Raw genomic sequence first — 25842 nt, 5'->3', positions numbered from 1 at the left:
TGTCAACCTATTATGGCTTTTGTGCTCGGTTTTGTAATGGATCACCAATCAGTACGCTACCTGAATTTTCACGGCGCTGCTCATCACTCAACTTGCTCGCTGGCACTTTGGCTTTGCGCTTCCATTTTAAGCTGAACAAATCATCACGGCGGTCGATTAAGTTATGTACTGAGCCTTCATGACGAACGTGAGTAAGCTTGTCTAAGTTTACATCAGAAAAGAACACCATCTCCGTGTTGGCAGTGGTCTCTGCCATAATCGCATCATGCGGGAACGCAAAGTCTGATGGTGAAAAAATCGACGACTGAGCGTACTGAATATCCAAACTCTCAACTTGCGGTAAGTTACCGACTGAACCACAAATCATCACATAGCATTCGTTTTCGATAGCACGGGCTTGTGCGCAATGACGGACACGTAGATATCCGTTTTTGGTATCAGTCCAGAAGGGCACAAACAAGATATCCATGTCATCAAGTGCCATTAGACGTGCAAGCTCAGGGAACTCAACATCGTAGCAGACCAAGATGCCGATACGACCCGCATCCGTGTCGAATACTTTGACTTCATCGCCACCTTCGATTACCCAAGCGCTGCGCTCATGCGGAGTAATATGAATTTTGCGTTGCTCTTCAACGGTGCCATCGCGGCGACATAAGTAGCTGACGTTGTATAAGGTATCGTCTTCGTCCAATAACGGCATCGAACCAGTAATGACGTTGACGTTATAGCTGACGGCTAAATGCGAGATTTCATTTTTGAACCACTCGGTATAACCCGCCAAAAATCGAATGGCAATATTTTGATCGGTTTCTTCGCACAGACCCATCAATGGCGCATTGAAAAATTCAGGTAAGCAGGCAAAGTCTGAGTTGTAGTCAGCCATGATATCGACAAAGAACTCAACCTGTTGCAGTAATTCTTCAGGTGATTCGACTTCACGCATCTGCCACTGAATACCACCGATACGCACTTCAGACTTGCGAGTGTTAGGCTTATAGTCTTTAGGCTCATAATAAATATTTGCCCACTCAAGCAAGGTAGCAAAGCCCTTTGATTGCTTATCATCTGGCAGATAAGCGGTCAAAATACGTTTAACAATAAAGCCATTAGACAGCTGGAATGACAAAGCTGAGTCATGAATTTCACGGCTTTCAACGGCATCAATATATTCGCCTGGAGTCAGATCTTTATGGTTATGATAGTTAGGTATGCGTCCACCGGCTAATATAGCGCGGAAGTTCAGCTGTCGGCATAACTCCTTGCGTGCATCATAAAGACGACGACCGAGGCGGTAGCCACGATAATCAGGGTCGATGAGCGCATCTAAACCATAAATTGCATCACCTTCTGGATTGTCTCTGATGATTTCTTTTTGCCCAATCAAATCGTCATAAGTGTGCGGGTTTGAAAACTTAGCATAGTCAACGCGCATAGAGAGCACGATACCAATCAGCTGATCATGATCAAACAAGGCAATCTGACCTTCAGGGAACGCGTCAATCAAAGTATGAATGGTTGTCTTTGACCATGCGCCACCCAAGTTTACATAGACACGATCCATCAAGGCTTTTAATTGTGGGTAATCTTTTTTCTTAATCTCAGCAATCGTGAGGTGAAAATCATCTAATTTTTCCATCTTACTCATAAGTTTCCTGTTTTAAATAGCTATTGAATGTAGGGGTATCAAATAATGGGGTCATAGCACATTGATGTGCCGATTTTTGTGCAAAAAAGTAATAAAAACATTCCAATAGGAAGATATTGTCGTTACAATAATTTATTGCCATATTTACAATAGGTTATGTTGATATCTTAGACCATTTTACTCACTCTGTTTAGTACTGTTTTTGACTAACGTAAAAGGCTAAAGGATAGTGACTGCCGCATTCTATATCGCTTTATATCTATTAGGTTTGTGAACACCGATAAGCGCCTAACTCTGCATTATCATTGTACCTACAACTGTCTTACTATTTATTATCTCAATATAGAATCTAAATAATATCTATCAGCACCTTTTGTTTTGCTTGTTATCATAGCAAGCTGTAACGGTAATAACAGTCTCACGTAGTAAATATTTGCTACGTTTTTGTGAGTCAATTTTTTGGTTCAACTCAGGCATAGTATTGTGTTGCTTGTTTCATTTAGCCGTATTTTATCGGCTTCTTAGGATTATTTTATTATGCCTTTAAATCATACCAATAGAATCATGAAGTGGGATGACATAGATGACTCCGCTTTGGTTCAGTTGGTTTATGTCAGTACGCTGACTCTTGGCTCGCGTTTGAGCACCTCTATTTTTGATGAAGTAGAAGGTCACGCACGTAACTACAATCAGCAGCATAACATCACAGGCACGCTATGCTACGGCAATGGTCATTTTCTGCAATGTATTGAAGGTAAAAAGTCAGACGTATTTGCTCTGCAAGAGCGAATCTTCGTCGATAGTCGTCATAAAAATGTAGAAGTGTTGCTATTACAAGTCATCAATCATCGCAGCTTTGCCGACTGGCGTATGCGCTTGCTGTTTTTGGAGCGTTGGTTATGGTCACCCGCGACCAAGAAACAGGCCGTACAATTATCTCCGTTTTTACCATTTGCGCCGCATGGTTGGTCGTCTGATCGAACTGAGCAGTTTTTGCAAATCATCAAAACTTTCGATAGTCCACCCCATATTAAGGCGGCAGGTATTACTTATAATGCATTGGGTAATATGGTGCGTCATATCGCGGCACCGCATCAGGCATTTCTGATTATTCAAGGGTTTTTGAGCATACTACTGGTCGTCGCATTGATACTGTTATATTTATAGATTGTAGTTTTTGCGAATTATAAATTAATAAAAAAGACGCTAGCCTCTCGGTTTAACGTCTTTTTATTTGCGATAAGCGTTTAGAGTGTTCTTCACATATCAAAAATTTTACCACGGTTCATAATGTTGTTTGGATCAAAGACTTTTTTGACTTCTTTTAAGTATTCAATCTCAGTCTCGCTGCGGCTATAGTGCAAGTACGGCTTCTTTGTCATACCAACCCCATGCTCAGCAGACACTGAACCACCATATTTCTGCACTGTCTCAAACACATATTTATTGACGACCTGACACTCAGCAAAGAAATCATCTTTGCTCATGTTTTCAGGTTTTAATATATTCAGATGCAAATTACCATCACCGATATGACCGAACCAGCAAACTTCAAAGTCAGGATAGTTGCTGCTGACAATATGATCAATCTCTTCGATAAAGGTCGGTACGTGGCTTATTAGCACCGATACATCGTTTTTATAAGGGGTAAATACTGAGATGGTCTCTGAGATATACTCACGTAGCTTCCATAGCTCTGCTGCTTGTGTGAGGTTTTGGCTCATCACCCCATCGACGACCCAACCTTGCTCCATACAATGTTCAAATATGGCCATGGCTTTGTCCATGATTGGCTCATAAGGTGCTTCAAATTCTAATAGCGTATAGAACTTGGTACGTGATTCAAACGGCTCTTGTACTTGACCATGTGCCATTAGCTTATCAATCGCTACATCGTCAAAGAACTCAAACGCTGTTAAATCAATCTGTGCCTGAAAAGCAGAGAGTACGTTCATGACGTCATTGAAGCTGTCCATGCCAAGTACCATGACGTTTAAATCTTGGGGCTGACGTTCAAGCTTGATTTGCGCATGAGTAACAAGGCCAAGCGTGCCTTCACTACCGATGAATAGTTGGCGCAGGTCATAACCAGTGGCGTTCTTTACCATGCCGCGATTCAGCTGCAAGATATCACCTTTACCCGTGACAACAGTCAGACCCATAATCCATTGACGAGTCATGCCATAACGAATGACTTTGATACCGCCAGCATTGGTACCGATGTTGCCGCCGATTTGACTAGAGCCTGCTGAGGCAAAGTCGACAGGGTAGTATAGGTCTTTTGATTCAGCGAATTCTTGCAACTGCTGAGTAACCACACCGGCCTCAATCTCGACCATACGATCGGCAGGATAAAACTGTCCGATACGGTTCATTTTATCCATGCTGACGACAATTTCACCATTGGCTGCGACTGCACCAGCAGACAGGCCTGTACGACCACCACTTGGCGTTAGGACGACGTTGTGTTCATTGGCAAGTAGGACGATAGATTGCACTTGCTCGGTAGTTTTCGGAAAGACGATGGCAGCAGCAGCAGGCGCAAAGTGTTTGGTCCAGTCTTTGCCCCAATGCTCTAAACTCTCAGCGTCAGTTTTGATTTGGCTGGGATCGAAGTCATGGGTATTAGTAAGCGTGCTCAAGATGGTTTGCACGGCATTGGTTTCGGATGTGTTCTGAGCGGTAGTTGGCGTCATGGTCAAATCTCAATATTGGCGTAAGCACGATGCTGGGACTGCTTATTATATAGCGAAATAACTATAAATTCAGTGGTGAGTCAGCTCGTAGAGGTAATAAGTGGATGATAATTTTTACCTATAAGAAGAGGTAAGTAATAAATAATTGATTCGATCGGTTTCAAACAGAATAATTCACTATAGCATAAAAATTTTTCAGGCTTGATAACCAATAATTCATCTAATCTGCTAACATCGACCTCAAATTTTGTGTAAGATATCGGGACTGTTTTCGTTTCCTCCATCATAGATTATCCAACAGGTAATCTTATAAAACAATTATAGGACAGTTCTCATATGGCGTTATCACTACAAAAAGACAAAATCCGGTTTTTATTGCTTGAAGGTCTACATGACAATGCCCTAAAAGTACTAGAAGGCGCTGGTTACCACAACATCGAGAATATCAGTCACGCCTTAGATCAAGACGAGCTGATCGAAAAGATCAAAGATGCTCACTTTATCGGTATTCGTTCGCGCACTCAGTTGACGCGTGAAGTACTTGAGCACGCACACAAGCTTATCGGCATTGGTTGCTTTTGTATTGGTACCAACCAAGTAGATCTAGACGCCGCTCGTGATCTTGGTATCCCTGTCTTTAACGCGCCATTCTCGAACACCCGTTCGGTAGCTGAGCTAGTATTGGCCGAAGCCATCATGCTGTACCGCGGTATTCCCGAAAAGAATGCAACCGTACATCGCGGCGGCTGGGGTAAGTCTGCGGCCAACTCACATGAAGTGCGCGGCAAGACTATCGGTATCGTCGGTTATGGCTCTATCGGCTCGCAGCTGTCTGTGTTAGCAGAAAGCTTCGGTATGAAAGTCATTTATCATGATGCTGTGACCAAATTGCCACTAGGCAACGCGGTACAAGTTGGTAGCCTAGAAGAGCTACTATCAACGGCTGATATCGTGACATTGCATGTACCTGATGTACCAAGCACTCGCTATATGATGAAAGCTGAGCAGTTCGCTCAAATGAAACAAGGCAGCTACTTTATCAATGCGGCTCGCGGTACGTGCGTCGAGATTGATGATCTGGCGGATGCGCTTGAGTCTGGTAAAATTTTGGGTGCGGCCATCGATGTGTTCCCAAAAGAGCCAAAATCAGCTGACGAAGAGTTTGAGTCACCACTACGTAAGTTTGATAATGTGATTTTGACGCCGCATATCGGTGGTTCAACACAAGAAGCACAGGCCAATATCGGACTAGAAGTAGCAGATAAGTTTGTTAGATACTCTGACCAAGGTGATACGGCGACTGCGGTTAACTTCCCAGAAGTTTCTATTCCGTTCAAAGAAAACTCGCATCGTCTACTACACATTCACAAAAACGTGCCAGGCGTACTGTCTCAGATTAACCGCTTATTTGCTGAAGCTGGCATTAACATCCTAGCGCAGAGCCTGATGACAGAAGGTGATGTTGGTTATCTAGTGATGGATGTCGATTACAATGATTCGACCGCTGCACTAGACCAATTAAAAGATGTAGAAGAGACTATCCGCGTACGTATCTTATTTTAATATAGTCAATCCGCTTTCAAATTGGATTAATTATATCAGTGCTAACAGTTTTGATACACATTGAAGATTTGTCATAAAAAAAGAGAGGCTCTATTGATTAGAGCCTCTCTTTTTTATTGTACTAATGCTAAGTTTAGTTGGCTTTAGTATTGTTTGCAGCTTCTGCCTGTAGACGCGCTTCCGTTTTGGCGGCTTTACGTTTTTCGATTACATCCATCACGTCGCTACCGATATGGGCTTCGCCACGCTTCTTGGCTAGCTGCATTTGGTGCTCGCGCTCACGGAAACGGGCTTTTTGCTCATCGGTTGCCTTGTCGATACAGTGTGGGCAAGATTCGCCTTTGATATAGGCAGGGCTTTGCATGTCATCGACAGTGATCGGCATACGGCAAGCAAAACACTGCTCGTAGCTGCCTTTTTCTAAGTTATGGTTTACTGACACACGGTTGTCAAAAACAAAGCAGTCACCTTGCCACATAGAATCACTAGCAGGGACTTCTTCGAGGTATTTTAGGATGCCACCTTCTAGATGATAGACCTCTTCAAACCCTTGCTCGCGTAAATAGGCAGTCGACTTCTCGCAGCGGATACCGCCTGTACAGAACATCGCCACTTTTTTATGCTTGGTTGGATCAAGCTCTTTTGAGACGTATTCTGGAAACTCGCGGAACGTTTCAGTGTTTGGGTTGACTGCATTTTGGAATGTACCAATTTGCACTTCATAGTCGTTACGCGTGTCGATTAAGGTAACTTCAGGATCTGAGATCAACGCATTCCACTCGCTTGGCTTTACATAGCGACCAACGGACTCCAATGGATCGATATTCTCGACACCCATGGTAACGATTTCTTTTTTTAGCTTCACCTTAGTGCGATAAAAAGGCTGTGCGTCAGTATAGGATTCTTTAAAAGTAAACGTACCAATTGCCTCAATACTACGTAGGTAGTCAAGTACGGTATCGATACCTTGACGCGTACCAGAAATCGTACCGTTAATGCCTTCGCTTGCAAGTAACAACGTACCTTTTACATCGTGATCGAGCATAGTGTTGAGGATAGGCTCACGATACTGTTCAAAATCAGCAAAGCGCGTAAACTTATATAGTGCGGCAACGACGATATTATTAGTCACACTATCGTATACAGGGGCTGAATTGTTGTCAGTTATCGCGGTTTCTTTGATATTACTATCTTGAGAGGTGCTCATGTCTTTCTCCTGCTGGCTAGGTCGCAAACCTAGTGCGTTGGGGTTAAAGTAACTTTTCAGTTTAAAGCATTAACAAAATTGTGGAATTGATTAATGCGCGCGTAGTGTAGCAAATTTTGCTAGAGTTTTGAATAGTTTGTAATGCTTGGCTTGATGTTATAAAAAACAAAAAAGCCCAGTAAAATACTGAGCTTTTTAGATATTCAATACGTAACGTAAGATTAAATATTACTTACTCTGGAACCAAGTATCCGCTTTGCTACGAGCACTAGCGATATCATCACTTGATAAGTTCAATGCCAACTGACCAATTTTACCACGTGCCTTGTTACGGACTTTTTCGTCTAGCATGCCATCACGGGCAGCCAAGTCATACCATTTATAGGCATCGACCAGATTTTTTTGCTTTTCATCCAATAGTGCAAGCGTGTAACTGGCACGATTATCGCCACGCATCGCAGCTTTTTCTAACCACAGACGGGCTTGTTGTAAGTTAGGCTGTACGCCTTCGCCGCGCAAATACATGATGGCAAGATTCAACTGAGCAGGGGCAACGCCTTGCTGAGCGGCTTTGGTATACCACTGGATTGCTTGTTGGGTATTTTGCGCAATTCCTTCACCTTTTTGCAAACGCTTGGCCAGATAGAACTGAGCGTGGTCGTTACCTTGGGCGGCACGACTAGACAACTCGCTCACAGGCATAAGCTCAAAACGTGAGGTATCAAGCGGTACGTTTGATATTAACTCAGCATTGGCTAAACCAGCACAAGAAAATAATGCAGTAAACAACGCAGCTTTTAATAATTTCATAGCAGCTCCAAAATTAGGCAGTTAATAAGCAAAAAAAATTGTACCGCTAAACATTGTCTCGCTAAAGACAGTCAGACGGCGATAACAATTAGGTGGAATCTTGCGATATGAACTTACCTAATCATTAGCAAAAGGGGGTTGTCATTTCTAGATCAGAGATTTCACCCTAACTGATTAGACAAACGGTCGTAATAGTGGGGTGGCTGACAATATTTTGCTAGCTTAACACCCAAACTTACGAAACTCAAATACTAATTACAAGGTCTAATAGACGTTTGTACTTGATTGTCCTTAACAAAATCAGACAGTTACTAAAAAATTATATTAAGTTAACAATCTATTAAGGTTGATACTAGCTCGTAAAGCACTGTTTAGCACTCTATAAAATACAAAGATAGCTGAGAATTTAGCGGTTATTTTTTGGTTACTCGGTAGATAGCGACGTCTGCTAATAAGTTAGGGGCTTGTCTTATTAACGCCTTCATCAAAGGTGTATGGCCCTTTTCAGAATCGCTAACCGCAAAACGATTAATAATATGAATATCATGCTGCGCACATAATAGTTCAAAATCTTTAAAGGTACATAGATGAATGTTTGGCGTGTTGTACCATTCGTAAGGCAGCGCTTCAGAGACAGGCATCATACCTTTAAGCCCTAAATGAATGCGGTTTTGCCAATGCGCAAAGTTAGGGAAGGTAATGACTGCTTCACGGGCAACTCTCAGCATATCAAGCAACAACTCGTCAGGTGCTTTTACTGCTTGTAGGGCACGTGCCATGACGACCGTGTCAAAGCTGTTATCAGCAAAGCGCGCTAGACCATCGTTGAGGTCCTGCTCGACAATTGACAAGCCATTGCCAATTGCCTCATTGATTTTGTCTTCATCAATCTCTAGTCCGTAACCTGTTACGCCTAGTTTTTGCTGTAAGTGGGCAAGCAGCTCACCATTGCCACAACCTAAGTCCAGTACATGTGCTTGCGGCGCAATCCAGCGCTCTGCCAGTTGGTGATCCATTCTCATGAGCGTTCTCCTGCGGCTGGGCGGCTAGGGGTGATAAATGGTGCAGTCAAAAATCCTTTAACCGCACCCATGTAGCGAGGAATATCAAATAAGAATGAGTCATGTCCGTGCGGCGCGTCAATATTGATATAGCTGACTGGTTTGCCAGTGGCCATTAGCGCATCGACAATCTCTTGCGAGCGCTCAGGTGCAAAACGCCAGTCAGTGGTAAATGAAACGACCAGATATTGGCATTGCGTATGGGCAAAGGCCGCTTTGAGCGCAGAAAGCTCTTGCTGACGATCAGACTCAATATCTTCAATCGTCGCTACCGCATCTTCTAACTCATTTTGTGCATTAGCTTTGCTAGACTCGACTGACGCCGCGATTGAGTCTTCTATTTGCACTGCCGACTCTGTAGTGTCTTTTACTACGGTTGATGGGTAGTCGCGCGTTGGATCAAAGTAATCTAAGGCTTTGGTCATGAGCAGATAAGTATTGGCATCGAAGTTTTCACTAAAGCGCTCGCCTTGATAGCGTAGATAGCTTTCGACCTGAAACTCGACATCGTAGCCATACATGAATTTACCTGATTTTAAATCACGACCGAATTTTGCTTTCATCGCGTCATCAGTTAAATAGGTGATATGTCCAACCATACGCGCCAGTATCAGTCCGCGACGAGGATAAGTGCCTTCTTGTATATAGCGACCATCTTTAAAGTCAGGATCGGATAATATAGATTGGCGCGCCACTTCGTTAAAGGCGATATTTTGAGCAGATAGCTTTGGCGTACTGGCGATGACCACACAGCGCTTTAATCGATCTGGATAATCAACAGACCATTGTAGCGCTTGCATACCGCCCATTGAGCCGCCGACAATGGCGTGCCAAACGTCGATGCCTAGACGATCTGAGAGCATTGCTTGGGTTTTTACCCAGTCTTTGATGGTGATCAGCGGAAAATCAGGGCCATACACTTGCGGCTCATCGCTGCTATCTGAATCAAGGCTGTCCGAACTAACACTATCCGAACCAACGCTATCAGGGTTAATAGTGGTAGGCCCTGTTGAACCAAAACAGCTGCCGATATTATTGACACACACCACATAGAACTGATTGGTATCAATTGCTTTATTGGGGCCAATCATATTGTCCCACCAGCCTGCTTTTTTGTCATCAGCACTATGGAAGCCAGCTGCATGATGATTGCCAGATAACGCGTGGCAAATCAGAATCGCATTTGATTTGTCGCTATTGAGCGTACCGTAAGTCTCTACCATCAAGTCAAACGAGGGTAGGGTACGGTTGCATTCTAACGTTAAGGGCTCAGCGAAATGAAAATTCTGAGGCGTAACGATACCTACAGACCCTAAATCACTGTTGGTATTGGCTGAGCTATTAGAGTGAGGTTGTGAATTAGGATGCTGGTCACTGGTATTATCAGAGCGTGCGTTCAAAGCTACCTCGCAAGACTACAATCATCAATAAAATAAAAGCAAAATGGCACGTTGCTAACAGGCTATTTTACCTACACGGTTTTTATAAACTGGGCCTGCCTATTGTATGGTGATGCGCGTTGGAGTACAACCATCGAGCGCGCCTTTCGAGCGCATCGATCATAGTTTTTATAGAAGGTGCGCTAGAAATGAATAACGAGTAAGCCGCCAGCATCAAGTAATCAAGAGTTAATAAATAGCAACTGCGTATCAAATTGTATAGGTGCGCTTTTAGCCCGCGTCATTAATAGATAAAATGCTACACTAATGAGGTGTCTATTCAACTGTGTCTTAACAGTATCGTCTCTTATTATTTTGACCTCACCCTTAATAACTTACTGCTAATAAAGTGCTGCTATGAAACCTAAATTGCCCCCACGTATTGCCGTTTTGTTAGTGAATCTTGGTACCCCAGATGAGCCAACGGCACCAGCCGTACGTCGCTACCTCAAACAGTTTTTGTCAGATCCACGAGTAATCGAGATTCCCAAATTCCTATGGGCTATTATTCTGAATCTATTTGTCTTACCAAGTCGTCCTAAGCGCGTAGCAAAGGCTTACGCCAGTATCTGGGAAGGTGATTCACCGATTCGTAAAATACTAAAAAGCCAAGTTGAGCTATTAGAACCACGTTTGGCCGATAGTGTGGCACCTTTTCGTGTCTCTGTGCATCCTGCGATGAGCTATGGTAATCCTGGTTTGCCTGATGTCATGGACGCGCTACGTGGTGAAGGGGTTGATCACTTTGTCATACTGCCGTTGTTTCCACAGTACTCTGCCTCTTCAGGCGGTGCCGTATATGATGCGCTGACGAAGTGGACGCTCAAGCAACGCAACTTGCCAAATTATACGATTGTCAAAGACTACTTTGCCCATCCGCTATATATTCAAGCTTTGGCCAACTCTATACGCCGTTTTCAAGAGAAGCATGGCAAGCCTGAAAAATTGATGTTTAGTTTTCATGGTATCCCGCAGCCTTATGCTGATAAAGGTGATCCGTATCCTAAGCGCTGTAAATGTACGGCTGCGCAAGTGGCACATGAGCTTGGCCTGAACGATGACGAATGGATTATCAGTTTCCAGTCACGCTTTGGTAAGCAAGAGTGGGTTAAGCCGTACACCGATGTGGTGTTGGAAGACTGGGGTAAGTCAGGTGTGCGCTCGATACAGGTGATCAGTCCGGCGTTTTCAGCAGATTGTCTAGAGACATTAGAGGAGTTGGCCATTGAAAACCGTGATAACTTCCTTAATGCTGGCGGGCAAGAGTATCATTATATCCCTGCATTAAACCTTGATGAGACACATATTGAATTGCTTGAAGCATTGAGCTTGCCTCTAGTAAAAGGTTGGGCTGGCACGCTAGATGGCTGGGTTTAGACAGACGAAAGTCGCTGTTTTAGTAAGTTGAATAGTAGAATGAAAAAAGCACGCTTAATATAGTTAAGCGTGCTTTTTTGGTTTAGAGAGGTAGATCAACAATCGTATTAAGTTCTAAAAATCATCATCGTTGCTACGTTCAGCCGCTTCTCTATCCACAATGTCCATCGCATCTGGATAATCGCTGTCATCAAGGTTATCCTGAACTAAAATCTCATCGACACGAGACTCATCGATATTTTGACGATGCGCAGGTGTTAGTCCTTGGGTCGCATCACTACCGACTTCTGAGTTATTAAATCCCGCACTATTATCAATCACATCATCGTTATCAATGGTATGCAGCATAGGATTGTCCAAATCGACCAATTGGTTGTTTTGTTCATCCTGATTGCTGCTATCTAAGTTATCTAAATTATCGACGCTGTCATTATTGTCACGACGATTACCGTCAATATGATCCATCTCTTCTGGTAATGGGTTTTTTGAGTTTTCCATGAATAATTCCTTATTGTAGTTATTAGATGTTGCCATCATTAGAAGTAAAAATATCGCGCTAGCTTGTTAAAGCATTGCTCATTGCAATGTAGATTATATGCTTCTCAGTTTGTACGCTTAATCAATTTTTCACTAGTAGTAAGGTGTGACAGGATGTTCAAAAAATGTAAGACAATGACTAGAACGCAAAACGGCTACTCAAAATGAGTAGCCGTAATTGTTTATAAAATTTGTGCTAAATCTTTGTAAGATAGCAAAGTCGCAAAGTCGCTATATAAATAATAAAACTTATAGTGTTAATTATTGGCGTGGTCAAACTTGTAGTTTAACTTCTGTACTAGACATGACTGATAGTCAGCCAGTTTAAATCGCCATAAATAGGTCAAGGCGATACCATAAATGGCAGTCTCAGCCAGCTCTTCGACAATTTCACCAAATGTATGCGGGAACATAATAGCGTTCTCGCCCATGTACTGAATGATAGCCAGTACAGTAACGCTAAGATAGAGCGAAACTGGCACGTTTTTTAGCACTGCCCATAGGTAATGCCTTGAGTAGACCAGCAAACCAAGCGCGACGAGATAGATAACGGTAAGGACGCTGTCCTCCCACCAGTCATAAGACTGACCAAGCATCGAAAAATCGCTTGGAACCAGTAAGTCTGGTAGATAGTTCAACTCTCGACGAATGACAGAGACAAATATAAGTACGGCTGCCAGCCAAAAAGCCTTAATCTGTCTGACATGACTTTTCATAACATATTGTGAACTGCGCAATAGGCATATTATCAAAAGTATAATGCCAGGGATTTCAATGATGCCATCTGAACTCAAAATAACTGGCTCCTGCGTATCAAAAAGAATGTGTCAAAAACAAAAAAGTGAGCCCAAAGGCTCACTTTAAAGCAAAAATATCGAATAGTTAGGGTTTAACAGATGTCCTATTATAAACCCCATACCTAGATATTACTGTTATGAAATATAACTAACTGGTCATAAGTGATTGTTAATATAAACAATATATAATGAATTATTGTAGTAACAGTTATCAAAAGCTCTCATATCTGTAAGGTACACGAATAATCATACCTTACATATTTGATAAAATGGCAGTGAGTGATTAGTGTGCCTCATCCCAGTTTTGACCGCTATCAGTCTCGACCAATAATGGCACTGCAAAGTCGACATTCCAGCCTTTTTCTACTGCTGTAGTCGTCAATACATCTTGCATAGCATCAGTAATCAGCTGGCTAACTTCGTCTACTTTATCGGCATCCACTTCGAACACCAATTCATCGTGAACTTGTAGCAGCATTTTAGCTTGCTCTTTTGGCAGCACTTTATCAACGGCAATCATAGCAAGCTTGATTAGATCAGCAGCAGAGCCTTGTAGTGGGGCGTTAATCGCAGCGCGCTCAGCACCTTGCTTGACCATACGATTGCTGTGATTGATATCAGGCGTATAGAGCTTACGGCCCAATATTGTTTCGACATAACCTTGCTCATAAGCGCTTGCACGAGTATTGATCATATAGTTTTTGACGCCTGGATAGCGCTCAAAGTACATATCGATATAGTCTTGTGCCTCGCCGCGGCTCATCTGTAGCTGCTTGGCAAGTCCAAAGGCACTCATCCCGTATAGCAGACCAAAGTTAATAGCTTTAGCGTTACGGCGCTCGGTTGAAGTGACGTCTGCGACATCCTTACCAAGTACTTCGGCAGCGGTGGCCGCGTGAATATCTAACCCTTCGTTAAAGGCGTGGGTTAGGTTCTTATCACCTGAGAAATGCGCCATTAAACGTAATTCAATTTGTGAATAATCCGCGGCCAAAATAACGCGACCTTCTGGTGCGATAAAGGCTTGACGAATGAGACGACCAGTCGCAGTACGAATTGGGATATTTTGTAAGTTAGGATCTGTCGATGACAAACGCCCAGTGCTCGTTAACGCCTGATGGTAGCTAGTATGTACGCGATCCGTCTCACTATCTGCAACATTATCCAGCGCATCAGTATAAGTGCTTTTAAGCTTAGATAATCCACGATACTCTAGTGTAATATCGACCAATGGATGATCAATTTTTGATAGTACCGCCTCACCAGTCGAGTATTGACCAGACTTGGTTTTTTTGCCACCAGCGACGCCTAGCTTTTCAAACAGCATCTCACCGAGCTGCTTAGGAGAGCCTAAGTTAAACTCTTCACCTGCCACTTCATAGGCGCGCTTCTCTAGAGCGATGATTTCTTCATCGAAGCGTTTTGATAGCTCGTTTAAGAATGAACGTTTAATCAAAATACCATGCGCTTCCATTTGGCAAAGTATCTCTGCCGTTGGGATTTCTAGCTCGTGTAGTAATTTGGCATTATTGGCATCGTTAGCCAGCTCAACGCTGAACACGTCAAATAATTGATAGGTGATATCAGCATCTTCACACGCATAATCGCTCGCGATATCGATAGCCACTTGATCAAAAGTAACTTGCTTAGCGCCTTTACCTGCCACATCTTCGAAACTGATGGTTTGCGTTTGCAGATAATGACGTGCCAAATCGTCCATGCCGTGGCGAGTGGCTGCTGCATTGATGACATAGCTGGCAAGCATGGTGTCCATTGCCCAGTTATTTGGCTGCTCATGTATGGCGCCAACTAGGTCGGTATCATAGTGAGCGAGGATATGCGCATCGTACTTTAGATGCTGACCGATTTTACCGATATTAGGATTCTCTAAGACAGGTTTTAAGCGAGCTAATACTGTATCGCGATCAAGCTGCTTAGCAGTTAGCTCATCACCTTCTAGGCTATGCGTAAGCGGAATGTAATACGCTTCATGTGCTTGCAACGCAAAGGATAAACCAACGATTTGTGCATTACGCCAATGAACGCTAGTGGTTTCGGTATCAATGACAAAATGCGGAGCAGCTTCTAACAACTCGACCAAGCTATCAAACGCTGGCTCATCGAGTACAGTGTGCCATGCTTTATCATGGTTAGCGCTGTCTTTGATGTTGTCGCTCTTGGTTGATTGGAGTGATTTTGCCACCTGTGCTTGTGACTCAGTATTGGCTTGGCTATCAGCAACACTTTTAGAACCATTGGCAGGGTGATTGGGATGATCAAGCGATGCCAGCTCATTTCTAAACTCAAGCTCATTGTATAAGTCGCGCAATTCATCTATATGCGCACAAGGATCAGTATTGATTTTTAGATCATTCCAATTTTGGCCGATGGCTAAGTTAGTGACGATGGTAGCAAGCTTTCTGTTAAAAGGAATATCGTCGGCATGTTCAATCAGACCTTTCGCCCCTCGACCTTTGATAAAGCCAATATGTTTGAGCATATTTTCGATATCACCATACTCAACGAGCAAGTCTTTAGCAGTCTTTTTGCCGATACCAGGTACGCCTTTGATACCGTCAGAGGCATCACCCATTAGCGTTAAGAAATCGATCATTTGGTTTGGGTTAATACCGAATTTATCGATTACCGCTGGCGTATCCGTGACTTTACCTGTAAAGCTGTCTTCTAGTATCACGCAGTCATTGACCAGCTGCATCATGTCTTTATCACCCGTTGAGATGACCACATGATGGCCTTGCTCGACAGCACGATGGGCAAGTGTACCGATGATATCATCCGCTTCTGCACCTTCGATACGCAACAGCGGAATACCTAATGCAGTGACCAAACGATGAATATAAGGAATTTGCTCTACCAGCTCGACATCGATGGGTGGACGAGCGGCTTTGTAATCAGCAGACATATGATGGCGAAAAGTCGGTGATTTGGTGTCGAAGCATACAGCCATATGGGTAGGATGATAGCGACGCATCAGCTTTAGTAGTGCGTTGAGTGTACCGCGTATCGCATTGGTGATTAGGCCCTGCGAGTTTTGCATGGTTTTTGGCAAGGCGTGATAAGTGCGGAACAGATAATAAGAGCCATCAACCAAAATAAAAGGCGGCTGATCTTTGTCTACATGACTGGTATCCATCAGCGCCACGTTAGGCATGGTATCGAAGTTTGGTAATGCTTTGGGGTCAAGCGCTTGGTGAGAGTTGTGGTCGTTATCGGTGGTATTGTCAGCTATGTCATCAGTCATAAAAGTCACTTATCAGCTATTAGATAAAAATATATACGCTTATTATAACTATAAAATCAGCGCGTGCCGAACTGCTTAACCGTTACGAGATGTTCTATCATGTTCTTTTTTATTGAAATCTATACTGAGTTTTCGATATCTCATGTCTAGGATAAATAGATTGCTAAAGACAAAAAAAGAACCCAGATAATCTGAGTTCTTTTGGTATTGGATGACTATCGACTATTTGTTATTTGGTAGATGTTGATAACGAGTCTCTAAATACGTTATTTTACTTCTGAAGAGACTTCGACATCGATGTTACCGCTGGTCGCTTTCGAATATGGGCATACTTCATGCGCTTTTTCGACCAATTTTTGGATCTCGTCAGCAGATAGGTCTGTATTATCAGCGATGACATGGATTTTTACGGCAAGCTTATATTCGTGATTGTCACCTTGTAGTAGGTCTACAGAGGTCTCAACAGTTGAGCCAAATGTGGCGCTTTCCATTTTTTTGACTACGCCTAAAGCACCATCAAAACAAGCGCCATAACCCATAGCGAGTAATTGCTCAGGATTATTACCTTTTTCATTACCGCCTGGTGGTACCATATTGATTTCAAGATCGCTATCGCTTAAGGTTGCTGTACCCATGCGGCCGCCAGTAACAGTAGATTTGGTAGAGTATAAAGATTTCATGACATATCCTTTGTTGTGAGTTTTTATGTTTATATTTAAGTGGTAAATCTTAATGTGAAACCTAGCATAACAAATCGCTCACGCAGCTCAGTGCATAGAGAGTAAATATATACTGCTAGTTTGTAAATGAGATTTCGGGCTCAGTTTTATTCGTTTTTAGATTTACAAGCTTATCGTACAGCCGTCGAAGAGGTACAATAGCGGTAATGAGCCATATATAGGTTATCAGTACGGATAATAGAAATCTGAATCATAAGGACATTGTTTGATGAATAGATGGATTGCGATACCTAGTGTTTGTTTTTTGACGACGCTTGCTTTGATAGGATGCGAGGAAGAAGACGGCGCTTATGGGACGGCTAGTAGCGAGATTACATTGACAAGTTTTGCTAATAGTTATGATAGCAAAGCCAACGCTACGGCGATTGCGCGAATTGATGAAACGTATCGTACTGGTGCGCGCGAGATCAAAACAACCAATCTCATCAACAGTTATAGCAATCAAAGCCTGAATGATTTAGACAGAACCGTACTGGGAGATGACTTCGAGGGTCGACTTGAAAATAAAGACATCGAGGTTAATAATCGGACGGTCAAACGCCCCATTTATGAAAAAAACACCAACAACCAGCTAGATTACCAAACCACTTATAAGACGCTCAATTTGTCAGGTTTGCGTGCTAACAGCTATGTTGCTAGTACAAACGTGAACAATAGATACGGTATTATTACCGACTTAAATAACTATTCTGAAATTCCGACCAACGTTGCTTTTCCTGAAGGGTCGGTTTGTTATATCCCTGTGGTAACCAGTGAGCGTTCGTTTTTGGCATTTAATGAGAAAAACAAGACTGGATACGCTTCAATAGAGAGATGGATTGAAGTGGCCAAAACCCGCTTTAGTGCAGATAGAGATCATAGAACTTCTCAGTTCGGAGTGGGCATAGGCAATCAGCAGCAAGCCGCACAAGTCATGTTTTTTGAATACGATGATCAGCCTGCTTATGAATATAGCGGTGTTGAGTACGGAAAGGACGTCTATGAGGCAAACTATGTCGCCAAAGGTAGCACCGATCCGAACACAGACAGTCGTTTTGACGTAGTCGATTGTACAATCGTCAATGAGGTGGCTGGCGACTTCTTAGCTGAGCAAATCGAACGCTACTATTGAGATGAATTGATGGCTATTAGTCGTGCTATTCCAGCATGATAATCGCAATTTAAAAGCCTAAAAACACGCTTCGTTTAAATAACGGGCCGTGTTTTTTTATACGCTAATTCTGCACCCTGATGCTAAATCCGCTACAATACGCCCATTATTTATTTTATTTATTTAGAGTCACTTCTAAATCACATAACTGTTGAAGCTGAAAATTATGAGCGTAGATCCAAAGAAATTAAACAAAGAAGTTGCTAAGCGCCGCACCTTTGCCATTATCTCGCATCCCGATGCTGGTAAGACCACCATGACCGAAAAGCTCCTGTTGTGGGGACAAGCGATTCAGGTAGTGGGCGAAGTAAAAGGCCGTAAAACAGATCGTCATGCAACTTCAGATTGGATGAGCATGGAGCAAGAGCGTGGTATCTCGATTACGACGTCTGTCATGCAGTTTCCGTATAAAGACCATATGGTCAACCTACTAGATACCCCAGGTCACGCCGACTTTAGTGAAGATACTTACCGTACTTTGACTGCAGTAGATAGTGCGCTGATGATGGTCGATGGTGCAAAAGGTGTCGAAGAACGAACCATCAAGCTGATGGAAGTATGTCGTATGCGCGATACGCCTATCATCTCATTCGTCAACAAGCTAGATCGTCAGATTCGTGAGCCGCTTGAATTGCTTAGCGAAATCGAAGCAGTGTTGAAAATCAAATGTATCCCAGTGACTTGGCCTATCGGTATGGGTCAAGACTTCATTGGCGTTTATCATTTGACTGAAAATAAAACTTACTTTTATGAAAAAGGTAATGGCGGCAAGATGACGGTCTCTGAGACTCGTGAAGGCTACGATTATCCAGATATCCGTGAGCGTCTAGGACAACTGATGTTTGACGCTTTTGAAGAGTCGCTTGAGCTGGTACAGATGGCGCTAGAAGAGTTCAGTGTTGAAGCATTTTTGGCTGGCGAGATGACGCCAGTATTGTTTGGCACGGCATTGGGTAACTTTGGGGTGAACATGGTACTTGATACCTTGGTCAAATATGCCCCGCCGCCAAAAGCCCATCCAACGACTGAGCGTGAAGTCTCAGCCACCGAGACAGATTTTACGGGCTTCGTCTTTAAGATTCAGGCCAATATGGATCCACGTCATCGTGACCGTATTGCGTTCTTGCGAGTGTGCTCTGGTAAGTACGAGAAGGGTATGAAAATGAAACATGTGCGTCTGGGTAAAGACGTACGTATTGCTGATGCTTTGACCTTTTTAGCAGGTGACCGCGAGGCACTAGAAGAAGCCTATCCAGGTGATATCATTGGCTTGCATAACCATGGCACCATCTCCATCGGTGACAGCTTCACTGAAGGCGAAGAGTTAAGCTTTACAGGTATTCCGCATTTTGCTCCTGAATTGTTCCGCCGTGTGGTACTAAAAGATCCGCTTAAATCAAAAGCCCTGCAAAAAGGTCTTCAACAATTAAGTGAAGAGGGCGCAACGCAGGTCTTTATGCCACAAATTAATAATGATTTGGTTTTGGGTGCGGTTGGTGTACTACAGTTTGAAGTAGTCGCGCATCGTCTAAAAGAAGAGTACAAAGTTCAATGTACCTTTGAGCCAGTATCGATAGCTACAGTACGCTGGATTCATTGCGATGATGAAGTAGCATTGGCGAAGTTCAAGAAAAAAGCCCATGATCAATTATCATTAGATGGTGGTGGTTATCTGACTTACCTTGCGCCATCACGTGTCAATTTACAGCTGATGCAAGACCGCTATCCAGAAGTGACCTTTAGTAGCACTCGCGAACATTAAATTTATTTATACGCTTGTATCGTTTATTGATTAAGACACGCCAGCCGTGTCTTTTTTATTGCCTGTGTTTACGACTCAAATAGTCAGAGTCAGATAACCGTTCGCTTACACCACCTCAAAAACGTGAACAGTCTTCCTACAATACATTGCAATTGTTACGGTAGAATATTAAATGGCATTTTATATTTGTAGAAGAGGACATATGCACACTACGACTCAAACTGATGATAAATCTATATCGGCTGATCTATTTTCGATGAAGGTAAGCCAGAGACGTTCAATTGCTATGTTGACTGGCAGCTTACTGTTAAGTGCCGTTAGTATGTCGGTAAATGCAGGAAGTTTTATTAGCAGCACTGAATATCTACCGTATCAACTACCCAGTAATATACAAGAGACGTGTGACAAGCGTGATAACTGTCCAGAGATTGAAGTTAAATATCTCAAAAGCAGCCAAAACTGGATAGATGAGATTACCAATGCCCGTATCGATAACTTAGTCGTCAATAGTCAGATGACAGAATCAGTACCTATCAAGGGTAAAAGCAGCGAAAAAGAAGTTACGGATGCTCTTGATAGCTTTGTGAGCCCGCAATTTCAAGATATGCCTGATGATGTGTCGTGGGGTTATAACCTAATGATAACGCCTAATTACTTAGGTCATGTCGATGACTTTGAACTGTTTGAGATTAGTTCCTATGTCTATACTGGCGGTGCACACGGCATGCCTTATAGCGAGTACCTAGTATTTGACCCAAGTACCAAAAAGCAAGTCACGCTTGATGACATGCTTATCTCAGGTAAAAAACCTCGTTTTGAGGCACTTGCCTATGATGCGTATAAAGTATGGGTCAAAACGGTTGCCGAAGACGTGAGCAGTTATGAGAAAAACTGGCCATTTACGTTGAGCGATAATGTGACCTTGACTGATACAGGCGTTAGCATTCGTTATCAGCATTATTCTATTGGTCCATATGCTTACGGTATGCCTGTCCTTAATATACCGTATAGCAAGCTCGAAAAAGTTATAAAACCTCGCTTTATACCAAAGTAAATGCTGTATGGTGTTTGAGGAAAGTAATTAATAAATCGCCCTAGGCAAATTTTATTAAAGAAATAGCGACAATACTTATCATAAATTGGCAGTAATATTTTAGAGTTATTATTTTTAGCATCATTGGATATTCAATAGAAAAATAAGGAGTTATAACATGACAAACGAGACAGATAGTATGAATACGGCAGCAAGTACAACTTGGCAGCTAAATGCACTGACCGAAGCGCTAGGTGACCTGACACTGACAGTTAGTGATAGCTTATCTATAGGTCGTGGTAGTGATAACGACGTAGTGCTAGGTAGCAAGCAGGTTTCTCGCAACCATGCAGTGCTCAGTGTGTTGGACGGTCAGCTGTACGTAAAAGACTTAGATTCTTCTAATGGCACGTTTATCAATGAGCAACGTATTGCAGGTAATGAATCTAGTCATCTAAAAACAGACGACACACTTGGCTTTGCAAGTTTTAGCTTTCAAGTACAGGCATCTACTGCACCTGGGACGACGTCAGAGAGTGAAACGCTAGCGCCAGTGACCACAGAAGAACCAGTATCAGATATACATGAGAATGATGATACAGCTGCCGTTACAGACACTCCTACTAGTGAGCCTGTGACCGAAGAGCAAGTAGTTGAGGAAAGCGTTCTTGAGGAAGATCCAATCAAAGAGCAAACAGCTAATGAGCCCGTGATTAAAGAAACTGGTATCGAAGAAATGTTACCTGCTACAGATGATACTGTACCTGTAGAACCTTTACCTGTCGATACTGGCTCAGATATGACCGAAGAATCAGTAACCCCTACGCACGAAACCGTTGAACCAGTTGTTGAAGAACCGGCTGTTGAAGAACCGGCTGTTGAAGAACCAGCTGTTGAAGAGCTAGCTACTGAAGAGCTAGCTACTGAAGAGCTAGCTACTGAAGAAGCCGTTGCTACAGAGCCAGTTGTCAAAGAAACAGGGATTGATGAAGTACTGTCTGACGCGGATGCAGCATCGCCTACGCCAGTAGAAGACATGCCAGTTGCTACAGAAGTAGTAGCTGATGCATCTGTACCAACGGCAACTGAAACAGAGGCTGTGACGACTACAGAGCCACCACAGACAGCATCTACTGATAGCGCGCCAGTGGTAGAAGAGCAGCCAGCAGTGCATGAAGAGCCAGTAATGCATGAAGAGCCAGCAGTCCAAGACGAACACGACAAAACGACAAAAACAGAGTTACAAGAAGAAGCTGACCCTGAAGTTTTAAAAGCCAAACAAGCAGCTAGTGCACAGTTTTCAGGCACGGCTAATTTAGGGCAGCCGCGCGATCTTGGTACCGAAGGCAATAATGCGATGGATCAAGAAATCAGCAACCCTGCTCATGCAGGTCATGTAGAGAAAAAAGCGAGCGGCGGCTGGTTTATATGGGTATTTGTGACCATTCTAATTATCGGTTTGGCCTTATGGTTGTTTAATATGGGCGGTGCGTAATTCAATTCTACACTAGTTCTTTGTCTTAATTTTTGATAGAGAGCCTTGTTATGCGTACCGTTTTTTAAACAAATGACTCATTATAGCGTCGATATTTTAGCGAATATTGGCGCTATATTTTATAGAGCAGCTTATAGTTTATTACTGCCTATAAGCTGCTAAGAGAGCGCTATTATGATGACTTTTGAAGAATATCAAGCTTTTAGAGATAGATGCTTTAGTCACGCACCGCTAGTAAAAAAGCGTCTGATGGATGCGCAGACTCCCGTATCTGTATTCTCCAAAGTACGTGATCTAAACGGCTCTGCCTATCTATTTGAGTCTGTAGTAGGCGGTGAGCGCTGGGCACGATACTCTATGATTGGATTGGGTAGCGATCTGATTTTGCAGTACGCTGATGGCAATATGACGACCAAACGAAACGATCATATCGATACAGAGTCAGTAGAAAATCCCTTTGATTACCTGCGTGAGCTGATGGCACAATATCATATGCCAACCGCTGAAGATGTGCCGACGATGCCGAGCTTTAGCGGCGGTCTAGTCGGTTACTTTGGATACGATATGGTGCGCATTATTGAGCCAAGTGTTGGTTTATCTGATGCGGCCAATCCAATGTCTATGCCAGATATGTGGCTGATGCTTTCGATGAGCGTGATCGTATTTGATAATTTAGAGAATACGCTGTCAATCATCGTCTATGCTGATTGCCAGTCTGAGGATGGCTACAGTTCAGCTATCCGTGAGCTAGAACAAATCGAGGAAAAGCTAGCTGAGCCGTCCAATTTGCGCGCACCTATAATGCCTACGCCTAAATTTATATCGCAAACAGGTGCTGAAAAATACTGTAGTGATGTCAATAAAATAAAGGATTACATCGCCGCAGGTGACGTCATGCAGGTAGTGCCAGCGCAGCGCTTGACAGCGGACTATACAGGCGACTCTCTAGCCGTCTATCGCGCGCTCCGCTATCTAAACCCATCACCGTATCTGTTTTTGGTGCATGGTTATACACTCGACGATCACAAACGCTTTGATATTATCGGTGCTTCTCCTGAAATCCTATCCCGTATCGAAAATGGAAAAGTGACGGTAAGGCCGCTGGCAGGGACACGGCAACGTGGCCGAGATGAGGCTGAAGACCTAGCGCTTGAGCAAGAGCTGTTAAATGATGAGAAGGAAACGGCCGAGCATTTGATGCTCATTGATTTAGGTCGCAATGATATTGGCCGCGTTTGCGAGTATGGCAGTGTCAAGGTCACAGAAAAAATGTTTATAGAGCGCTACTCACAAGTAATGCATATCGCATCTAACGTTGAAGGTACGATACGAGCTGATAAGGATGCACTAGATGTATTTTGTGCCACTTTCCCAGCTGGGACGTTATCGGGTGCACCCAAAATCCGCGCTATGCAAATTATCGATGAGATAGAACCAGTACGTCGAACGGTGTTTGGCGGTTCAGTAGGTTATTTAGGTTGGAATGGTAATATGGACACGGCCATTGCTATCCGTACTGCGGTGATGCGCCGTGGTGAGATACATATTCAAGCTGGAGCAGGGGTTGTTGCTGATTCTGTTCCAGAAAAAGAATGGGATGAAACCAATAAAAAAGCATTAGCATTAATAAAAGCGGTAGAAATGGCCTGTAATGGCTTGCGTATTCGCTAATTAAATGGCCGGTGATATGGCAAAAACAAAGGCTGCAAGTAAAAAGCCAATTTATCGTCATATTTTTATTTATAAAAAAACCAGCTTAATCAGTAACTTAAATATTTATATCAAATTAATTTAAAAAAAGATGAAAAAGTACTTGCGCATCTCAAAAAATTTGATAGAATAGCCACCACTTTAAGAGAACAAGCCGACTTAGCTCAGTTGGTAGAGCAACTGACTTGTAATCAGTAGGTCGCCAGTTCGATCCCGGCAGTCGGCACCATCTCTCTTAAAGTAGCTTTTTATGAATTTGTCTTAAATGTAAGTCATTTTTGTTCAAAGCAACCTAAGGTGGGGTTGGGGAGCGGTCAAACCCAACAGACTGTAAATCTGTCGCGAAAGCTTCGAAGGTTCGAATCCTTCCCCCACCACCATATTTTCTAAAGTTTGTCATAGCGCCAAGCATACTCTCTATATCTCATAACTCTCGATTAGAGTTATCCTGAATAAGAGTAAATGCGGGTGTGGTATAATGGTAACACCTTAGCCTTCCAAGCTAATGACGCGGGTTCGATTCCCGCCACCCGCTCCATATATACACCATCGCAAAGCATAACAATAAATCATCACGAGAGTCAGTAATTATTGCTGCATCGTGATATTTTTTTTAGTGCAGTTCAAAGGTTTTAACATACGCTCATATAGCTCAGCGGTAGAGCACTCCCTTGGTAAGGGAGAGGTCTCGAGTTCAATTCTCGATATGAGCTCCATTTATTGTTTATACCTTTTATGCTTGTTTTGCTATTTATATAACTTTGCGTCGATATCGAAATTATAGAATATTGAAATATATAACAGTAGTGCGGTAGACAATGATTCAAAGGTGACACTGAGGTGTTGCCTTTTAGTGCTGTCAGTATATTAATAAATATTGGTTTTGATGGTCTTATATAAAGAAGACTAAAGCTAATAGGTCAGTATGCAGACATTAATACATTATTTTTTGCACTTTGGTTTTCCTCTTTTTATCGCGATTGCGTTTTTTAGAAAAGAGTGGAAAAAAGCATATCTGATTTTGCTTGCGACCATGTTAGTTGATATAGATCATCTGGTAGCAAACCCAATATTTCAGGCAAATAGATGTAGCATTAATTTTCATCCGTTACATACTTATTATGCGATGCTAGTGTATTTTGCTTTGCTCTTTCTTCGTAAGCCTTTTAACATCATTGGAATTGGATTGTTGTTCCATATGTTAACGGATTTTACGGATTGTTTGATGATGTCGGTCAGCTAATATCGCGACCTTGCATATCAAGATAATTATACGGTTATAAGAAAGGTTATAATCAATCGAGCTTTATATCTACTAGTTAGAGAGAAGTTGATATCGATTGAGAGATGTATGACTATTTAAGACAAGTCAGCGTATAATAACGGATACAAGAATTAGTTCGGAGCATTGTTTAAGCAGTGGTTCGTGCGGTTGATAGCTAGGTTTATGATGATTTAATTCTATTATGAGCCATTAAACAGCTTTTTATTGATCATTCACCAAAAAAAGAGGAAATACCCATGGCAAAGGCCAAGTTTGAACGTAACAAGCCAC

19 protein-coding genes and 4 tRNA genes are annotated in these 25842 nt (G+C 42.8%); 13 read left to right on the top strand and 10 right to left on the bottom strand.

Features of this window, described 5'->3' with window-relative positions:
- Positions 1–10: 10 nt before the first annotated feature.
- A complete protein-coding gene (locus V6252_RS06075; RefSeq protein ID WP_102094613.1) occupies positions 11–1648 on the bottom strand; it encodes a carbon-nitrogen hydrolase family protein in 1638 nt (545 codons plus the stop codon).
- 537 nt (positions 1649–2185) lie between these two features.
- Here V6252_RS06075 and V6252_RS06070 point away from each other — a divergent pair.
- On the top strand, positions 2186–2815 hold the full coding sequence (locus tag V6252_RS06070; protein ID WP_201568524.1) for a BLUF domain-containing protein: 630 nt from the start codon (positions 2186–2188) through the stop codon (positions 2813–2815).
- A gap of 92 nt (positions 2816–2907) precedes the next feature.
- On the opposite strand, the gene V6252_RS06065 is transcribed toward V6252_RS06070, so the two are convergent.
- A complete protein-coding gene (locus tag V6252_RS06065) occupies positions 2908–4344 on the bottom strand; it encodes an FAD-binding oxidoreductase (protein WP_341609748.1) in 1437 nt (478 codons plus the stop codon).
- Between the two features lie 336 nt (positions 4345–4680).
- Between V6252_RS06065 and serA the strand changes: the two genes are divergently transcribed.
- Positions 4681–5907, top strand: a complete 1227-nt coding sequence (serA, locus tag V6252_RS06060) for a phosphoglycerate dehydrogenase (protein WP_341609747.1) — start codon at positions 4681–4683, stop codon at positions 5905–5907.
- 133 nt (positions 5908–6040) lie between these two features.
- On the opposite strand, the gene V6252_RS06055 is transcribed toward serA, so the two are convergent.
- The 4 genes from V6252_RS06055 to metX form a co-directional block, all read right to left on the bottom strand.
- Complete coding sequence (locus tag V6252_RS06055) at positions 6041–7114, bottom strand: rhodanese-related sulfurtransferase (protein ID WP_425355859.1); 1074 nt, start codon at positions 7112–7114, stop codon at positions 6041–6043.
- A gap of 228 nt (positions 7115–7342) precedes the next feature.
- Positions 7343–7924 carry a tetratricopeptide repeat protein gene (locus tag V6252_RS06050; protein WP_057758462.1) on the bottom strand — a complete coding sequence of 194 codons (582 nt, stop codon included), beginning with the start codon at positions 7922–7924 and terminating at the stop codon, positions 7343–7345.
- Positions 7925–8337: 413 nt separating this feature from the next.
- Positions 8338–8946 carry a methionine biosynthesis protein MetW gene (metW, locus tag V6252_RS06045; protein ID WP_057758464.1) on the bottom strand — a complete coding sequence of 203 codons (609 nt, stop codon included), beginning with the start codon at positions 8944–8946 and terminating at the stop codon, positions 8338–8340.
- Positions 8943–10286, bottom strand: coding sequence for a homoserine O-acetyltransferase MetX (metX, locus tag V6252_RS06040; RefSeq protein WP_341609909.1), 1344 nt, complete (start codon positions 10284–10286; stop codon positions 8943–8945). The genes metW and metX overlap by 4 nt, the downstream gene beginning before the upstream one ends.
- A 495-nt stretch (positions 10287–10781) precedes the next feature.
- Between metX and hemH the strand changes: the two genes are divergently transcribed.
- Positions 10782–11801 carry a ferrochelatase gene (hemH, locus tag V6252_RS06035; RefSeq protein ID WP_341609746.1) on the top strand — a complete coding sequence of 340 codons (1020 nt, stop codon included), beginning with the start codon at positions 10782–10784 and terminating at the stop codon, positions 11799–11801.
- 114 nt (positions 11802–11915) lie between these two features.
- Here the strand turns inward: hemH and V6252_RS06030 are convergent, their stop codons facing one another.
- The 4 genes from V6252_RS06030 to V6252_RS06015 form a co-directional block, all read right to left on the bottom strand.
- Positions 11916–12299, bottom strand: a complete 384-nt coding sequence (locus V6252_RS06030) for a hypothetical protein (protein ID WP_341609745.1) — start codon at positions 12297–12299, stop codon at positions 11916–11918.
- 296 nt (positions 12300–12595) lie between these two features.
- Positions 12596–13054, bottom strand: coding sequence for a hypothetical protein (locus V6252_RS06025; RefSeq protein ID WP_341609744.1), 459 nt, complete (start codon positions 13052–13054; stop codon positions 12596–12598).
- A 364-nt stretch (positions 13055–13418) separates the two neighbouring features.
- Positions 13419–16397 (bottom strand): DNA polymerase I, encoded by a 2979-nt coding sequence (polA, locus tag V6252_RS06020; protein WP_341609743.1) that lies wholly within the window; start codon positions 16395–16397, stop codon positions 13419–13421.
- Positions 16398–16663: 266 nt separating this feature from the next.
- Positions 16664–17077: an Ohr family peroxiredoxin gene (locus V6252_RS06015; protein ID WP_057758473.1), complete on the bottom strand. Its 414-nt coding sequence runs from the start codon at positions 17075–17077 to the stop codon at positions 16664–16666.
- 268 nt (positions 17078–17345) lie between these two features.
- Between V6252_RS06015 and V6252_RS06010 the strand changes: the two genes are divergently transcribed.
- The 10 genes from V6252_RS06010 to V6252_RS05965 all read left to right on the top strand — a co-directional run bounded on the left by V6252_RS06010 (position 17346) and on the right by V6252_RS05965 (position 25530).
- Positions 17346–18248, top strand: a complete 903-nt coding sequence (locus tag V6252_RS06010; protein WP_341609742.1) for a hypothetical protein — start codon at positions 17346–17348, stop codon at positions 18246–18248.
- A 205-nt stretch (positions 18249–18453) separates the two neighbouring features.
- On the top strand, positions 18454–20049 hold the full coding sequence (locus V6252_RS06005; RefSeq protein ID WP_057758477.1) for a peptide chain release factor 3: 1596 nt from the start codon (positions 18454–18456) through the stop codon (positions 20047–20049).
- A 202-nt stretch (positions 20050–20251) separates the two neighbouring features.
- Positions 20252–21103: an RsiV family protein gene (locus V6252_RS06000; RefSeq protein ID WP_341609741.1), complete on the top strand. Its 852-nt coding sequence runs from the start codon at positions 20252–20254 to the stop codon at positions 21101–21103.
- 157 nt (positions 21104–21260) lie between these two features.
- Positions 21261–22577 (top strand): FHA domain-containing protein, encoded by a 1317-nt coding sequence (locus tag V6252_RS05995; RefSeq protein WP_341609740.1) that lies wholly within the window; start codon positions 21261–21263, stop codon positions 22575–22577.
- Between the two features lie 174 nt (positions 22578–22751).
- Complete coding sequence (trpE, locus tag V6252_RS05990) at positions 22752–24248, top strand: anthranilate synthase component I (RefSeq protein ID WP_341609739.1); 1497 nt, start codon at positions 22752–22754, stop codon at positions 24246–24248.
- A gap of 192 nt (positions 24249–24440) precedes the next feature.
- Positions 24441–24516 (top strand) — tRNA-Thr (locus tag V6252_RS05985).
- Between the two features lie 67 nt (positions 24517–24583).
- Positions 24584–24667: transfer RNA gene (locus V6252_RS05980), tRNA-Tyr, on the top strand.
- Between the two features lie 84 nt (positions 24668–24751).
- Positions 24752–24825, top strand: a tRNA-Gly gene (locus V6252_RS05975).
- Between the two features lie 103 nt (positions 24826–24928).
- Positions 24929–25003: transfer RNA gene (locus V6252_RS05970), tRNA-Thr, on the top strand.
- 209 nt (positions 25004–25212) lie between these two features.
- Complete coding sequence (locus tag V6252_RS05965) at positions 25213–25530, top strand: DUF6122 family protein (protein ID WP_227673252.1); 318 nt, start codon at positions 25213–25215, stop codon at positions 25528–25530.
- Positions 25531–25842 lie beyond the last annotated feature (312 nt).

The sequence above is a fragment of the Psychrobacter proteolyticus genome (assembly GCF_038155145.1).
In the GTDB taxonomy this organism is placed as follows: Bacteria; Pseudomonadota; Gammaproteobacteria; order Pseudomonadales; family Moraxellaceae; genus Psychrobacter; species Psychrobacter proteolyticus_B.
Note: the sequence above shows the minus strand (reverse complement) of the source record. Positions and strands in the feature narration are given on the sequence as shown.

Coding starts and splice junctions, on each gene's coding strand:
- V6252_RS06075 (WP_102094613.1), bottom strand. CDS start 1,648: ATGAGTAAGATGGAAAAATTAGATGATTTTCACCTCACGATTGCTGAG.
- V6252_RS06070 (WP_201568524.1), top strand. CDS start 2,186: ATGCCTTTAAATCATACCAATAGAATCATGAAGTGGGATGACATAGAT.
- V6252_RS06065 (WP_341609748.1), bottom strand. CDS start 4,344: ATGACGCCAACTACCGCTCAGAACACATCCGAAACCAATGCCGTGCAA.
- serA (WP_341609747.1), top strand. CDS start 4,681: ATGGCGTTATCACTACAAAAAGACAAAATCCGGTTTTTATTGCTTGAA.
- V6252_RS06055 (WP_425355859.1), bottom strand. CDS start 7,114: ATGAGCACCTCTCAAGATAGTAATATCAAAGAAACCGCGATAACTGAC.
- V6252_RS06050 (WP_057758462.1), bottom strand. CDS start 7,924: ATGAAATTATTAAAAGCTGCGTTGTTTACTGCATTATTTTCTTGTGCT.
- metW (WP_057758464.1), bottom strand. CDS start 8,946: ATGAGAATGGATCACCAACTGGCAGAGCGCTGGATTGCGCCGCAAGCA.
- hemH (WP_341609746.1), top strand. CDS start 10,782: ATGAAACCTAAATTGCCCCCACGTATTGCCGTTTTGTTAGTGAATCTT.
- V6252_RS06030 (WP_341609745.1), bottom strand. CDS start 12,299: ATGGAAAACTCAAAAAACCCATTACCAGAAGAGATGGATCATATTGAC.
- V6252_RS06025 (WP_341609744.1), bottom strand. CDS start 13,054: ATGAAAAGTCATGTCAGACAGATTAAGGCTTTTTGGCTGGCAGCCGTA.
- polA (WP_341609743.1), bottom strand. CDS start 16,397: ATGACTGATGACATAGCTGACAATACCACCGATAACGACCACAACTCT.
- V6252_RS06015 (WP_057758473.1), bottom strand. CDS start 17,077: ATGAAATCTTTATACTCTACCAAATCTACTGTTACTGGCGGCCGCATG.
- V6252_RS06010 (WP_341609742.1), top strand. CDS start 17,346: ATGAATAGATGGATTGCGATACCTAGTGTTTGTTTTTTGACGACGCTT.
- V6252_RS06005 (WP_057758477.1), top strand. CDS start 18,454: ATGAGCGTAGATCCAAAGAAATTAAACAAAGAAGTTGCTAAGCGCCGC.
- V6252_RS06000 (WP_341609741.1), top strand. CDS start 20,252: ATGCACACTACGACTCAAACTGATGATAAATCTATATCGGCTGATCTA.
- V6252_RS05995 (WP_341609740.1), top strand. CDS start 21,261: ATGACAAACGAGACAGATAGTATGAATACGGCAGCAAGTACAACTTGG.
- trpE (WP_341609739.1), top strand. CDS start 22,752: ATGATGACTTTTGAAGAATATCAAGCTTTTAGAGATAGATGCTTTAGT.
- V6252_RS05965 (WP_227673252.1), top strand. CDS start 25,213: ATGCAGACATTAATACATTATTTTTTGCACTTTGGTTTTCCTCTTTTT.